The following is a 13,507-nucleotide window of genomic DNA, read 5'->3' as shown; positions in this document are numbered from 1 at the left end:
CCGGGCAGCACAATGCCCGGCCCCCTGCTACCCCCCCAGGGCAAGTTGCAGTGCCAGCGTCAGCATGATGATGCCGACCAGCAGGTCGATCCCCCGCTGCACCCGGCTACGTGCCAACCAGGGTGCCAGTGCCGCCGCCCCCAGCGCCAGCGAGTAGAACCACACCAGCGAGGCCAGCATGGCGCCTGCCGCGAAGGCCGGACGCAGGGACTCATTTACCTGACTACCCAAGGATCCGAGCAGCATCAGGGTATCGAGATAGACGTGCGGGTTGAGCAGCGTGACCCCCAGCGTCATCGCCAGCACACTTTTGGCTCCCATCAGCCGGGCTGAGTCGGCCAACCCCTCCCCCTTACCGCGCCAAGCGCTGAGCAGGGAGCGGCCGCCAAACCAGCTGAGAAACAGCACCCCGCCCCAGGTGAGCAGCGCCATGCCGAGGGGGCTGGCGGCCAGCAGATTGGCTCCGCCAAATACGCCGATGGCAATCAGGACGAGATCGCAGCCGCTGCAGAGCGTGGCGCTCAGCAGATGGTGATTGCGATGGATGCCCCGGCTCAGCACAAAGGCATTCTGGGCACCGATGGGGATGATCATGGCAAGGCCAATGGTGAAGCCTTGCAACGTCGTAGCGAGCAGCATGAGAGTACCGTCCGAAGTGATGAATGAACGGCACTATAGCGAGGGGGAAGCATCCAGAGAAATGCGTTGATTTACTGATTGATTCATTTTGCTAATGATGGCCGCCACAGCCATCCGCTATTCAATCCCTTGTCAATTACCGGATCTGACAATTGTGACCCTCGGAGTCCGGCAGGAGAATCGGTTGTGTCTGTCGGGCTCCGGCCTACTGCAGCACGCTGGGGAAGTTGGTGACCACAACCTGCTCCAGATTGGGTAACAACAGCCCGGTGCCAACGCCCTTGGCAATGGCCTGATAGCGGTTCATGGAGCCGGTTTTGCGGGTGACCTGATTGAGGTGGTAATTGACCGTGCGCTCGGTGATCCCGAGGATGCAGGCGATCTCGCTGGAGGTCTTCCCTTCACTTGCCCAGAACAGACACTCGGTCTCGCGCTCGGTCAGGGGCTCTTTGCCCACACTGTCCATCATGCTGAACCGCACCACCCGAATGGCCGCATCAAAGATGTAATTGGACATCCAGGAGAGGATCGGCGAGGACTCCAGCAGCAGATCGCTCGAGGCCCGCTCGGCCGTGATGAAGGAGAGAATGCCGTTCTCCCCGGCTGCGCCGTGCAGGGGGAAGGAGATGCCGTTGCGCAACCCGAACTCGGCTGCCAACCCCATCACATCCATGCTCCCCTCTTGCAGAAAGCTGGCTCGCTCATCGAGGCGATTCCAGTAGATGGGCAGCGTCTGCTTGCGCGCCAGCTGGATCACCGGATCGCACGCCAGCATGTTGTTCTCGGTATAGGCCTGCACCCAGGAGTCGGGGCAGCGGTTGAACAGCACCACCTTGGGCCTTTGCATCGACATCGGCAGGATCAGGGCAAAGCGGTAGTAGTCGTAGCCCATCCCGAGCGTAAAGCGACCAATCAGTTCGGCCAGACAATTGCCATCTGTCACCGAAGTGAAATGTTCGAGGTACTCAAGCAGTTGGTCTCTGTTCATATGAAAGCCCCCTTGGCCAGACATGTGATTATAACGGCGAATAGCAAGATAGAGGGTCCAAAATGTTGGTTTTCAAAGGAAAATTGAGAGAACACCCACGAAATGAGGTGGAAAATGAACTCTATCGCTTTCGAAATCGCGTCTTTTCCGACCGGCTCGGCTGGGATGTGGAGTCACATCGCGGTCTGGAGCGCGACAGCTTTGACACGCCAGACACCCACTGGGTGCTGATCGAAGACGAGCAAGGCGTGTGTGGCTGCATCCGGCTGCTCAACTGTGCCGATGCCTATATGCTGCCCACCATCTTCCCCACCGCCCTTGCCGGTGAACGCGCACCACGCAGCCCCGATGTCTGGGAACTGACCCGTTTGGCTATCGATACCCAGCGCGCTCCGCGCATGAGCAATGGCGTCAGCGAACTCACTTGTGTCATCTTCCGCGAGGTTCATGCCTTCGCCCAGGCCCACGGGATCCGCGAACTGGTCGCCGTCGTCAGCCTGCCGGTGGAGCGCATCTTCCGCCGCCTCGGCCTGCCCATCGAACGACTCGGCCACCGTCAGGCGGTCGATCTGGGCGCGGTGCGGGGCGTTGGCATCCGCTTCCACCTGGATGAACGCTTCGCGCAGGCGGTCTCCCAACCTCTGCTGGGCCATTATCAAACCAGCCATTATCCACTGCAGCAGCCGTCACTGGCGCTGGCAGTCCACTCATAAAAAATCCCGGGAAAACAGACCCGGGATAAACAGATCGCTATGATCCCGCAGGGCTACCCCATGCGGCACCAGAGAGTATCCTCCCTCAGTGGCCTGACCACTACTGTCAAAAATCACAGCGCAGCCCCCGTTTCAGCCACCATTGTTGTCCCGGCCCGGCTGACGTAGAGTCAGCCCTGATACAACGGGAGGGATGGCATGAAAGAGCTGGATTACAAACTGCTGCGGGCACTGGATGCGGTGCTGCAGGAGCAAAACTTCGATCGGGCGGCCAAGTCGCTCCATATCACCCAGTCGGCCATCTCCCAGCGGATCAAGCAGCTGGAGCAGCAGTTTGCCGAGCCGCTGCTCATTCGCAGCCAGCCGCTGCAAGCCACCCCTCTCGGCCAGAAACTGCTGGCCCACTATCGTCAGGTACACCAGCTCGAGCTCGAACTGGCGGGGGATCTGACCCCCGACGAGCCGCAGGGACCGATCCGGATCAGTATCGCCGTCAACGCTGACAGCCTGGCCACCTGGTTCCTGCCCGCCATCGCCCCGCTGCTGGAACTGCACCCCATCGAACTCAACCTGCTGGTCGATGACGAGAGCCGCACCCTCGACAAGGTGCGCGAGGGTCAGGCGTTTGGCGCGGTCAGCCTGCAGCCCCGGCCGCTGGCGGGTTGCTGCGTCGACGAGCTGGGGGAGATGAACTACCTGCTCACCGCCAGCCCCGCCTTCGTGGCGCGCCACTTTCCACACGGTCTCACCCGGGAGGCGCTGGCCAGGACCCCGGCGGTGGCGTTCGATCAGCGCGATGATATGCATATCAGCTTCATGCGCCGCCACTTCGGGCTGGAGCCCGGCGGTTATCCCTGCCATACCGTCCACTCGTCAGAAGCCTTCGTCGCCATGGCCGAGCAGGGGCTGGCCTACTGTCTGATCCCCGAATTGCAGATAAGAAGCCAGCTGCAAGCCGGAACACTGGTCAACCTCAGCCCCGACCACATCTTGATGGAACGACTCTACTGGCACCGCTGGGTACTGGAAAAAGGGGTGCACAAACAGCTCTCCCTGCGGCTCATTGACCACGCCAGATCGCAGTTGAAACCACGCTGAGCAGGCCATTCACCTTGGCTTTGGAGGGGTAAAAACGTATAGTGCTGGGCGATCCTTCATCAGGTCTCCACCCAGGTTTTCCACTTCAGGTTCCTCACTTATGTTCCAAGACAATCCGCTGCTGGCCCAGCTCAAGCAACAAATCCGCGAAAACATCCCGAAGAAAGAGGGTGTGATCCGCGCCTCGGACCGGGGCTTCGGCTTTCTGGAAGTCGATGAGAAGACCAGCTATTTCGTGCCGCCTCCCTACATGAAGAAGGTGATGCACGGTGACCGGGTGACCGCCCTGATCCGCACCGAAAAAGAGAAGGAAGTGGCCGAGCCGGATACCCTGCTGGAGCAGTCCGTTACCCGCTTCGTGGCCCGGGTCAAGATGTTCCGCGACCGCCTCAACGTGGTGGCCGACCATCCGCTGATCAAGGATGCCATCAAGGCCCGCGTCAAGAAGGGTCTGGATGAGAAAGAGTTCAAGGAAGGTGACTGGGTGGTGGCTACCCTCAAGCGCCATGCGCTGGTTGACGGCAACTTCTCTGCCGAGATCATCCAGAAGATCGCCGCCCAGGAAGATCACAATGTGCCCTGGTGGGTGGTGCTGGCGCGCCACAATCTGGCCCAGATCGAACCGGCTGACTTGCCGGAGTGGAAGGTCATCGAGGAAGAGGAGCTGCCACGCACCGATCTGACCGATGTCCCCTTCTTCACCATCGACGGGGCCAAGACCAAGGATATGGATGACGCCTTGGCAATCCGCAAGCTGGATAACGGCTGGGAGCTGCTGGTCGCTATCGCCGACCCGACCTCCTATGTGGCAGAAGGGAGCGAGCTGGACAAAGAGGCCGCCCAGCGCGCCTTTACCGTCTACATGCCGGGCCGCAACGTGCCGATGATCCCGCGCACCCTCTCCGACGAGCTCTGCTCCCTGAAAGAGGGCGAGGAGCGCAACACCCTGTGCGCCCGTCTGCATATCGCCGAAGATGGCCTGCTGATGGAGGAGACCGAGTTCTTCGCCGCCCGCATCTGCTCCCACGCCCGCCTCAGCTATGACGACGTCTCCGACTGGGCCGAACACGGCAAGGCGCTGACCATCGATGCTGGCGTGCTGGCCCAGCTGCCGCTGATGAAGGCGATGACCGAAGCGCGTATCGCATGGCGCACCAAGCACGCGCTGGTGTTCCCGGATCGCCCGGACTACGACTTCGAGCTGGGCGAAAATGGCGAAGTGCTGGCCATCCACGTCGAGCCGCGCCGCATCGCCAACCGCATGGTGGAAGAGTCGATGATCGCCGCCAACATCTGCGCCGGTCGCGTACTGGGCAAGAGCGTCGGTTACGGCATCTTCAACGTGCATACCGGCTTTGACGAAGAGTCCCTCGACGGCGCCATCGATCTGCTGAAAAGCGCCGAGGCCCCGTTCGAGCGCGACGAGATCGCCAGCCTGACCGGCTTCTGCGCCCTGCGCCGCTGGATAGACAACCTCGACACCCGCTGGCTGGATGGCAAGATCCGCCGCTTCCAGAGCTATGCGCTGATGTCCTCCGAACCGGGCGCCCACTACGGCCTGGGTCTGGATGCCTACGCCACCTGGACCTCCCCTATTCGCAAATACGGCGACATGGTCAACCATCGTCTGCTCAAAGCGGTCATCGCCGGCAAGACCCCGGGCGAGCGTCCGAGTCAGGAGCTCACCGAGCATCTGACCGCCTGCCGCCGCCTGCACCGCATGGTGGAGCGCGACATCGGTGACTGGCTCTATGTCCGTTACCTGAAAGCCGCCGCGGGCACCGATCAGCTGTTCAACGCCGAGATCATCGACGTGATGCGTGCCGGTCTCAAGCTGCGTCTGCAGGAGAACGGCGCAGTAGTCTTCATGCCTGCCCGTCATATCCTCGACAACAAGGATCGGCTGGAGTGCAACTGGGACAACGGCCGCGTCTATCTGGACAAGACCGAAGTGGTCTATGAGCTGGGCCAGATCATCGAGGTCAAGCTGAGCGAAGCGGTGGAAGAGACCCGCTCCCTCATCGCCAAGCCGGCGGTCGCCCTGGTACCGGGTCCGGTACCGGAAGCGCCGGTAGCCGAGAGTGCGCCAGCCGATAGCAGTGAAACGCCTGCGGACGCTGCCCCCAAGGCAGAATAAACCGCGCAGAGTCATCTGATCTGCCCGTGAGCCCGCCATCGTGCGGGCTCTCTTTTTTGCTCCGCATCCTGCCCAGCCAGCGGCCAAAACCACCGCCACGGGACACGGTTTTCACCGCGATAGGCGGAGAACTCAGTGAATGTTTCTAGGAGCTGCACTGAATGCAACCGTTATGTGCGCTACCTCTCCTTTCTGACATATTAATCAAAGAGAAATAACTATATACTCGCTTGGGTACACCCCAAGGGATATTGGTATGCAGGAATGGGACCCGGAACACTTCACCAACTTCGCTCAGTTATGCGAAGTGAGCCTCGCCACCATCCGTGAAAAAACCGATGCCGAACGCCTTTACCTCTGGCTGAAAGCCCCCGAACCGCAGCTCTACAGCTTTCAGCTCGATCAGGGGCTGACCAGACTGGCTCCCGCTCATCTCGAACAGCTGACCTTGCCCCACCATCTGATCGACAAGGCGATGGGCAAGGGGCAACTGGTGATCGAGCAGATCTACCAGCCGCCGGACGCCGGTGAAAATGTCGAGCCAGCCCAGCAACGGCTGCGCGCCTGCTTCCCCCTCAAACGGCACATGAAACTGGAAGGGGTCATCTATCTGGAGACCCACCGCCGCATTGACCGCCTCTCCTCTCGCCAGCGTCAGGGCATCCAGCTGCTTATTCACTATCTGACAGCCGAACTGAGCAATCACCTGCTCTCCTGCCAGGTGGATCAGGAGCGGGATCAACGGCTCCATACCCAGACCGATCTGGTGCAGAGTCAGGCGCTGCAGGGCTCCTTCCTCAATATGTTGCAGGCGCTGCACATGGTCAGCGTCACCCTCTCCCGCAGCCGCAGCGAAAACGAGCTGCTGCGGGACGCCGTGCTGCTGGCCCGCAAGGAGCTGCAGTTCGACCGGGTCGCCATCTTCCTGATCGAGCCCGATGGCAAGACCATGCGCGGCACCTGGGGCACCAGCGAAGAGGGTGATCTGGTCGACGAACATGGGTTCATCAGCCCCATCCCGGATCACCCCACGGTACAGGAGGCGCTCAGGCGCAAAGACTACGTGCTGGTGCTGGAAGATACCCCGCTCTACTACGAGAAGCAGCAGGTAGGCCGTGGCTGGAACGCCATGGTGTCGCTGTGGGATGGCACCATCCCCATCGGCTGGATCGCCGCCGACAACCTGCTCTGGCACCGACCGCTCAAGGCCTATCAGAGCGAGATCTTCAAGCAGTACGCCGCCATCCTGTCACAACTGTTGATCCGCCAGCGCACCCAGGAGCAGCTGGAAACCCTTAATCGCCAGCTCGAAGCGCGAGTCACCGAGCGCACCATGCAACTGGCCGAGACCAACCGGGCGCTGGAGGAGGCCAACCGGCGCCTCTCCCTGCTGTCGCTGGAGGATCCCCTCACCGGCATCGCCAACCGGCGCCAGTGGGACATCACCATGCAGCGGGAGTGGGAGTGGGCACGGCGCACCCAGAACCTGCTGGCTGTGCTGATGATCGATGTCGACGAATTCAAGGCCTACAACGACCACTTCGGCCACGCCAAGGGGGATGTTTGCCTGCAACAGGTGGCCCATGTGCTGCGGGATGCGGAGCGGCGCAGCACCAATCTGGTGGCCCGTTACGGCGGGGAGGAGTTCGTCGTTCTGCTCTGCGCGCCCCAACCCGGTGAGGCCGAACAGCTAGCCGGACGGATCCACGATGGACTGGCCCGCTTAAAACTGCCCCATCCCGCCTCGCGGGTTGCTGATTTCATTACGGTTAGCATAGGATTTAGCTATCTGGTTCCCTCTCCGGACGAGGCATGGCAGACCCTGACCGAACAGGCTGACCAGGCGCTCTACCACGCCAAGTCACAAGGGAGGGCCCGCACTCTGGCCTATCGGTGATCTCCATGCTGTTGCGTCGTTATCCCATCTTCAATCGTCGCCTGGCTCTGGTGGCCAACGGCATCGACTATCAACTCAGCTCACCGGCCGAATGGCCCTCACTGGCGCAACATTGCCGCCTGCTGGCGCAGGGGCGTCAGTATCTGGTGCCGTTCACCCACGAACAGCTCGATGAGCAGCGCCCGCTGCTGTTTGATCAAGATGTGATCCCGCTGGTTGAGGCGTCGAGCGAACGGCTGCCCGGCTCGTTTCCGGTGCTGGAGCAGTGGCGTGACAGTCGGCGCAGACTGGCGGTACACGGCGCCAACCGCGATCCACGCTGGTTCGGCGCCAGCAGACTGCTGGTGTTCTGGATGGGTGAAGAGGGGATCTGCCAGCCCACCGAGCACAAGCGGATGGCGCTGGATATCGCAACCTGGGAGGATTTTCTCCCGCTGCGAGAGGCCGGGGTCGACTTCTTTGCTGGCGGTTTTCTCGCCCGCCCGGAACTGGTCAATCAGCGGACCAACCAGCCCGACATGGCGCTGGTACAGCAGATCCTCCAGCTTATCTGCCACGAGGAGTTCTCCTTCGCCCAGGTGGCCCGCCTGCTGGAGCAGGATGCCTCGCTGCCCGGCCAGCTGCTCACCTATGTCAACGCCCCGGGCTTCGATCATGCCAGCCCCATCACCTCGGTGCCCCGCGCCCTCTCCTATCTGGGGGAGCAGGAGATCCGCAAGTTTGTGTTGATCAACGGGCTGACCCGGGTAAGCCAGCATATGCCGGAGGCCTGCACCCGCATGGCCATCGCCCGCGCGCGCTTCTGCGAGCTGATTGCCCTCACCGCGCTGGGCAAGGCGGAGGCAAGCTGGGCCTTTCTGGTCGGGCTGGTCCTCGACGGCTCCATGCTCTCTGCCCCTCTGATGGCCCACCTGCCCAAGAGTGTGAAACGGGCCATCGAGCTGCATGAAGGGCCGCTGTTTCACCTGTTCCAGCTGGTCAGCACCTATGAACAGGGCAACTGGGCGCTGCTGGAGCAGCTTGCCCCCAAATATCAGCTAGACCCGAGCAGACTCACCCCCGTCTATTTTCAGGCGCAAATGTGGGGGCAAGCGTTTCTCACCAGTTAGGAGATGGCAGGACGGTGAGTCACTGGCTAGAATGGGGTCCCTTTTTGCCAGAGGCTCACCCGCACCATGACTCTTTCCGGATTCCAAGGCCTGGTCTTTGACCTTGATGGCACCCTGGTCGACTCCATGCCGCTGCACCTCGCGGCCTGGGAGCACACCGCCCGCGAGTTTGGCTTTCACTTCGATGCCGACTGGTTCTATGAACTGGGCGGCATGCCGAGCCGCAAGATTGCCCTGCTGGTGGCACAGGAGCAGCAGATCCCCCTCGACCCCGTCGAAGTAACCCGCTGCAAGACCGCCCACTATGTGGCTAACCTGCACAAGGCGACCGTCTTTCCCGCCATGCAGGCACTGGTCGAGCGCTATCACGGCGTCATCCCGATGGGGATCGGCACCGGCTCGCCCCGCGTCAACGCCGAAGCGGTGTTGCGCAATACCGGGCTGGATCGCTACTTCTCCGTGGTGGTCACCGCCGACGATGTGGAGCAGCACAAGCCCAATCCGGATACCTTCCTGCTGGTCGCCCGCAAGCTGGGCATCGAGCCGTCAGGCTGTCTGGTGTTTGAAGATACCGGCATCGGGGTACAGGCAGGGAAAGCTGCGGGTATGCAGACCTGCATGGTCAAAGAGGGGAAACCGGTCGGTATAGCGGAGTAGTGCGGAAAAAAATATCGCCCTGCAAGGGGCGATAACCGGAACCGGCTCTCATACGGGACATGAATGACAATGAGAGCGGGCTCCGTCAACCGCTGACGCAGGGCGCGTCAACGGGGAGTGCGGGGCAGACGATTACTCGTTGTTGCCGCCGCCCTGATTGTCATCATAACGACCCGGCGCACCGTGGGGGCGCGGCGCCATGGAGACACGCGGCTTGCGCGCGCGCTGGATATTCACCTGCGGACGGCCGGTGTGCATGGCAATCGTGGAGATCTTGGCCTTGTAGACCAGCTGCTGGTTACCATGGGCATCGGTCAGCAGCACGCTGTACTGGTCGAACCCGCTGATGGTGCCTTCCAGCTTGATGCCGCTCACCAGAAAAATAGCGACCTGACTGCGGTTCTTGCGCAACCAGTTGAGGGCAGAATCTTGCCCGTTCCCGAGGGAGAAGGCTTGCTCGATGGTGGAGTAGCTTGGGGATTCAGTTGTCATAAATTATTGTCCCGCGGAAAAAAAAGTGGCGTTTGATTGTGCTAAATGGGCACTGGCTTGTCAAAGTCATTCTCACTCCCGCCAGCAATAGCGGCCTCCGGGGGCTGGTCGCTGACCAGTACAACTGCGATAATCGCCAGCTCTGGCTCCACCACGGGCCTTATCTGGGGTTTTATCTTGCATCCGGCTTCACACCAACACCACACCACCTATGTCCATGATGCCACTGCCTGCGAAGAGTGTGATCTGCTGATACCGGCCACACCGCTCGAGGTAGGGCAGGCCAGCTGCTGTCCCCGTTGCGGACACACCCTGAGTCGCCACCTGCCGCAGCAGGAGTTGCGGCCGATCGCCTACGGTTTCGCGGCACTCATCATGTTCGTGCTGGCCAATGCCTTTACCTTTATGTCCTTCTCGGCCAAAGGGATAGGCCAGGAGATGACCTTTCTGCAGAGCATCACTACCCTGGTGGATGAGGGCTATCTGTTTCTCGGCGCGGTGCTGAGCCTGACCCTGATCGGCCTGCCGCTGGTCTACATGGGCTCCATCATGCTGGTGCTGTGGCGGGTCGATAAAGATCTGCACAGCAATGCCCTGCGCTCCCTCGGCCGCCTGCTCTGCCGGATCAAACCCTGGCTGATGGTGGATGTCTTTCTGGTGGGGGTACTCATCTCTCTGGTCAAACTGATGGGGATGGCCGACATCAAGATGGGGCTGTCGTTCTGGGCCTTCGTCGGCTACACGGTGCTGCTCATCAAGATGATCTCTTCGCTGGATCAGATGTGGCTGTGGCAGCGGCTGTTCGGCCCCACCGCACCGCGTGAGATCGATCCGGATGCGGGAGCTCTGGAATCCGGTCTGGTGGGCTGCCACATCTGTGGGGCCCTGAGCGAGGTGGACAGCCACAGCTGCTCCCGTTGTGGCGGTTACCTGCATGCGCGCAAGCCGGGCGGCCTGAACCGTACCTGGGCGCTGCTGTTTACCTCCGCCATTCTCTATGTGCCCGCCAACCTCTATCCCATCATGGATACGGTGTTCCTCGGCGATGACAGCCCCTCCACCATCCTTGGTGGCGTGGTGCTGCTGTGGGCCATGGGCTCCTACCCCATCGCGGCGGTGATCTTTTTCGCCAGTGTGGTGGTGCCGCTGGTGAAAATACTGGCGCTATTCTGGCTTTGCTATATGGTGCAGCGCGGCAATGTCACCTCCCCCCTCGGCAAGCTCAAACTCTATCGCATGACCGAATTTGTCGGACGCTGGTCGATGATCGACGTCTTCGTGGTGGCCATTCTGGCGGGCCTGATCCGGCTCGACAATCTGATGACCATCTACCCCGGCCCTGCGGCCGTCGCATTTGCAGGTGTGGTGCTGATCACCATGGTCGCCGCCATGAGTTTCGACTCCCGCCTGATCTGGGATTTACAACAAGGAGAACGCGAACGTGAGTGAGCGTAAAAAAAGGTGGAAACCGGGCTCTGATTTTCTGAGCTCTGCCGCCGCAATCTGGATGGTGCCCCTGCTGGCGCTGTGCATTGGCATCTGGATGCTGTTCCAGCACTGGTACTCCCAGGGCCCGAGCTTCACCCTGACAGTTGCCACCGCCGAGGGCATCGTTGCCGGCAAAACAGTTATCCGCTCCCGCGAAGTGGACGTCGGCCGCATCGAGGCCGTCGAGCTGAGCGAAGACTACAGTCACGCGGTACTGAAGGGGCGGTTGAACAACGCCGCCTCCGGTATGCTGCGCGGTGACAGCCAGTTCTGGGTGGTCAAACCCCGGGTTGGTCGTGAAGGGATCTCCGGCCTCAGTACCCTGCTCTCCGGCGCCTATATCGAGCTCGCCCCCGGCAAGAAAGGGCGGGCGAAGGACGAGTACGCCATGCTGGACAAGCCGCCGCTCGCCTCGCTGGATGCCAAGGGGCTGCGCCTCACCCTCAGCAGTCGCGACACACGCGCACTGGGGGAAGGCTCCCCCATCAACTATCAGGGCTTCACCATCGGCCAGGTGGAAGAGGCGAAGTTCCTGCCAGAAAAGAGCGAGATGCAGTATCAAATCTTCATCAAGGCCCCCTATGACATTCTGGTGAGCAGCAACTCCCGCTTCTGGATGACCCCGGGCTTCGAAGTCTCCATGAGCAGCGAGGGGATGAAGGTGAAGATGGATTCGCTGGAGAGCCTGATCGACGGCGGTATCACCATGGGCCTGCCTGCCGGCTGGGCACCGGGTGATCCGGTCAAGCAGAACGACGATTTCACCCTGTTCCAGGATGAGGCGAGCGTGCTGGCCGGTAGCCTGGATCAGTTCATCGACTACGTCTTCCTGTTCGATGACAACGTGGCTGGCCTGCACCCGGGCGCCGCCGTGCAGTACCGCGGCATCCGGGTCGGTACCGTCATCTCGGCGCCCTACATGATCGAGGAGAAGGGGGTTCGCATCTTCCAGAACCGCCAGATCCCGGTACTGGCCCGCATCGAAGTGCAGCGCCTCTCCCACCGCTTTGCCAAGGCGGAGAAGGATCAGTGGCGTGCCCTGTTCGGCAAGCAGTTCAAGGAGGGGTTGCGTGCCAGCCTCAAGACCTCGAGCCTGCTGACCGGCGGCAAGATCATCGACCTCAACTTCTATCCGGACGCGCCGCGCTTCGAGCAGGCCAAACTGGCCGGTTATCAGGTCTTCCCCACCGTGCAGGGCGGGCTGGATCAGATCGAGCGCAAGGTGAACCTCATCCTCGACAAGTTTGTCGACATGGACATGGCGACCACCCTGACCAAGGTCAACGGGTCACTCACCACCCTGGATGGCACCCTGAAGAACATCAGTGCAGTCAGCGCCAACCTGAACAAGCTCACCGCCAAGGACGCCACCCAGCAGCTGCCGGCCTCGCTCAACGAGAGCCTCAAGCAGTTGCAGGAGACCTTGCAGGCCTATGATGCCCAGTCGCAGACCAATCAGGACCTGCGTCAGTCGGTGCAGACCCTCAATCAGTTGATGCGCGAACTGCAGCCGCTGGTGCACTCCCTCAACGAGCAGCCCAGCTCGCTGATCTTCGATCGCGCGCATCCATCGGACCCTGAGCCCAAGCGAGGCAAACAATGAAAAAAGAGATCCTGACGCTGGCCCTGTTGGGCCTGCTGGCGGGGTGCAGCAGCCAGCCAAGCCTGCACTACTACTCGCTCGATGCCGACAGCCAGCAATCCGTGACGGCACCGGCCCAACCGCAGCACCAGCTGGTGCTGCGCCCGGTGGCGCTGGCCAGCCAGCTCGACCGGATCAGTCTGGTCTATCAGCTGGAAGGGCAAGAGCTGCACTTCACCGAGTACCATCGCTGGGCCGGTGCGCTGGACGATCAGCTCAACCAGCTCACCCTCAATGGCCTCTCCACCCGCCTGCCGGGCTGGGTGGTACGGCAGGATGGCGCCCGCAAGGGGCCGGTGCTGACCATTCTGGTGGAACGCTTTCAGGGCCGTCATGACGGCAGCGCCGTGTTGAGTGGGCGCTGGCGCCTGCTGGCGGAGGATGGCACCGTGCTGCGTGATGCCCCCTTCCGTCAGGAGCGGGTACTGCCGGCCGATGGCTACAACGCGCTGGTGAACGAACTAGGTCAGGGCTGGCAACAGCTGCTCGACCAGATCGCCGCCGAGGTGCGCCAGAGCGCCCGCTAACCGGCAATTCCCCAATTGCAGAGCTAAAAAAACGACGCCAGCTGGCGTAATGCCAGTCAGTTAAGCCTGACTGGCATTGTTTTTATTGGCTTTTTTCACACTATACCTCTGGGGCCTTGG

12 protein-coding genes are annotated in these 13,507 nt (G+C 61.5%); 9 read left to right on the top strand and 3 right to left on the bottom strand.

Annotation, left to right across the window (positions count from 1 at the left end; translation table 11 throughout):
- Positions 1-27: 27 nt before the first annotated feature.
- On the bottom strand, positions 28-636 hold the full coding sequence (gene lysE / locus OKC27_RS11945; RefSeq protein ID WP_270806324.1) for an L-lysine exporter: 609 nt from the start codon (positions 634-636) through the stop codon (positions 28-30).
- Between the two features lie 208 nt (positions 637-844).
- Positions 845-1,627 (bottom strand): LuxR family transcriptional regulator, encoded by a 783-nt coding sequence (locus OKC27_RS11940; protein ID WP_042656381.1) that lies wholly within the window; start codon positions 1,625-1,627, stop codon positions 845-847.
- Positions 1,628-1,689: 62 nt separating this feature from the next.
- Between OKC27_RS11940 and OKC27_RS11935 the strand changes: the two genes are divergently transcribed.
- The 6 genes from OKC27_RS11935 to OKC27_RS11910 all read left to right on the top strand — a co-directional run bounded on the left by OKC27_RS11935 (position 1,690) and on the right by OKC27_RS11910 (position 9,238).
- Entirely contained in the window at positions 1,690-2,340 is a 651-nt protein-coding gene (locus OKC27_RS11935; protein WP_270806292.1) for an acyl-homoserine-lactone synthase, read from the top strand.
- Positions 2,341-2,538: 198 nt separating this feature from the next.
- Entirely contained in the window at positions 2,539-3,438 is a 900-nt protein-coding gene (locus tag OKC27_RS11930; protein WP_042656383.1) for a LysR family transcriptional regulator ArgP, read from the top strand.
- 100 nt (positions 3,439-3,538) lie between these two features.
- Positions 3,539-5,575, top strand: a complete 2,037-nt coding sequence (locus OKC27_RS11925; protein ID WP_270806291.1) for an exoribonuclease II — start codon at positions 3,539-3,541, stop codon at positions 5,573-5,575.
- Positions 5,576-5,831: 256 nt separating this feature from the next.
- Positions 5,832-7,472 carry a sensor domain-containing diguanylate cyclase gene (locus OKC27_RS11920; protein ID WP_270806290.1) on the top strand — a complete coding sequence of 547 codons (1,641 nt, stop codon included), beginning with the start codon at positions 5,832-5,834 and terminating at the stop codon, positions 7,470-7,472.
- A 5-nt stretch (positions 7,473-7,477) separates the two neighbouring features.
- Positions 7,478-8,581 (top strand): EAL and HDOD domain-containing protein, encoded by a 1,104-nt coding sequence (locus OKC27_RS11915; RefSeq protein ID WP_270806289.1) that lies wholly within the window; start codon positions 7,478-7,480, stop codon positions 8,579-8,581.
- Positions 8,582-8,647: 66 nt separating this feature from the next.
- Entirely contained in the window at positions 8,648-9,238 is a 591-nt protein-coding gene (locus tag OKC27_RS11910) for an HAD family hydrolase (protein WP_270806288.1), read from the top strand.
- A 132-nt stretch (positions 9,239-9,370) separates the two neighbouring features.
- Here the strand turns inward: OKC27_RS11910 and hfq are convergent, their stop codons facing one another.
- Positions 9,371-9,730 carry an RNA chaperone Hfq gene (gene hfq / locus OKC27_RS11905; RefSeq protein WP_005335772.1) on the bottom strand — a complete coding sequence of 120 codons (360 nt, stop codon included), beginning with the start codon at positions 9,728-9,730 and terminating at the stop codon, positions 9,371-9,373.
- A 177-nt stretch (positions 9,731-9,907) separates the two neighbouring features.
- Here hfq and OKC27_RS11900 point away from each other — a divergent pair, with 177 nt between their 5' ends.
- The 3 genes from OKC27_RS11900 to OKC27_RS11890 are packed head-to-tail and all read left to right on the top strand — an operon-like array spanning position 9,908 to position 13,387.
- Positions 9,908-11,179, top strand: coding sequence for a PqiA/YebS family transporter subunit (locus OKC27_RS11900; protein ID WP_213391962.1), 1,272 nt, complete (start codon positions 9,908-9,910; stop codon positions 11,177-11,179).
- Positions 11,172-12,821: an intermembrane transport protein PqiB gene (pqiB, locus tag OKC27_RS11895; protein ID WP_270806287.1), complete on the top strand. Its 1,650-nt coding sequence runs from the start codon at positions 11,172-11,174 to the stop codon at positions 12,819-12,821. Before OKC27_RS11900 ends, pqiB begins: the two co-directional genes overlap by 8 nt.
- A complete protein-coding gene (locus OKC27_RS11890) occupies positions 12,818-13,387 on the top strand; it encodes a PqiC family protein (protein ID WP_270806286.1) in 570 nt (189 codons plus the stop codon). The genes pqiB and OKC27_RS11890 overlap by 4 nt, the downstream gene beginning before the upstream one ends.
- The last annotated feature ends 120 nt before the right edge of the window (positions 13,388-13,507 follow it).

Origin of the sequence: Aeromonas sp. QDB62, assembly GCF_027705695.1 — a bacterium.
GTDB classification, from domain to species: domain Bacteria; phylum Pseudomonadota; class Gammaproteobacteria; order Enterobacterales; family Aeromonadaceae; genus Aeromonas; species Aeromonas allosaccharophila.
This window is presented reverse-complemented; position numbering and strand designations above follow the sequence as displayed.

Bases quoted from the DNA above. Each gene is read 5' to 3' on its own strand.
- OKC27_RS11940 (WP_042656381.1), bottom strand. From the start codon at position 1,627: ATGAACAGAGACCAACTGCTTGAGTACCTCGAACATTTCACTTCGGTG.
- OKC27_RS11935 (WP_270806292.1), top strand. From the start codon at position 1,690: ATGTTGGTTTTCAAAGGAAAATTGAGAGAACACCCACGAAATGAGGTG.
- OKC27_RS11930 (WP_042656383.1), top strand. From the start codon at position 2,539: ATGAAAGAGCTGGATTACAAACTGCTGCGGGCACTGGATGCGGTGCTG.
- OKC27_RS11925 (WP_270806291.1), top strand. From the start codon at position 3,539: ATGTTCCAAGACAATCCGCTGCTGGCCCAGCTCAAGCAACAAATCCGC.
- OKC27_RS11920 (WP_270806290.1), top strand. From the start codon at position 5,832: ATGCAGGAATGGGACCCGGAACACTTCACCAACTTCGCTCAGTTATGC.
- OKC27_RS11915 (WP_270806289.1), top strand. From the start codon at position 7,478: ATGCTGTTGCGTCGTTATCCCATCTTCAATCGTCGCCTGGCTCTGGTG.
- OKC27_RS11910 (WP_270806288.1), top strand. From the start codon at position 8,648: ATGACTCTTTCCGGATTCCAAGGCCTGGTCTTTGACCTTGATGGCACC.
- hfq (WP_005335772.1), bottom strand. From the start codon at position 9,730: ATGACAACTGAATCCCCAAGCTACTCCACCATCGAGCAAGCCTTCTCC.
- OKC27_RS11890 (WP_270806286.1), top strand. From the start codon at position 12,818: ATGAAAAAAGAGATCCTGACGCTGGCCCTGTTGGGCCTGCTGGCGGGG.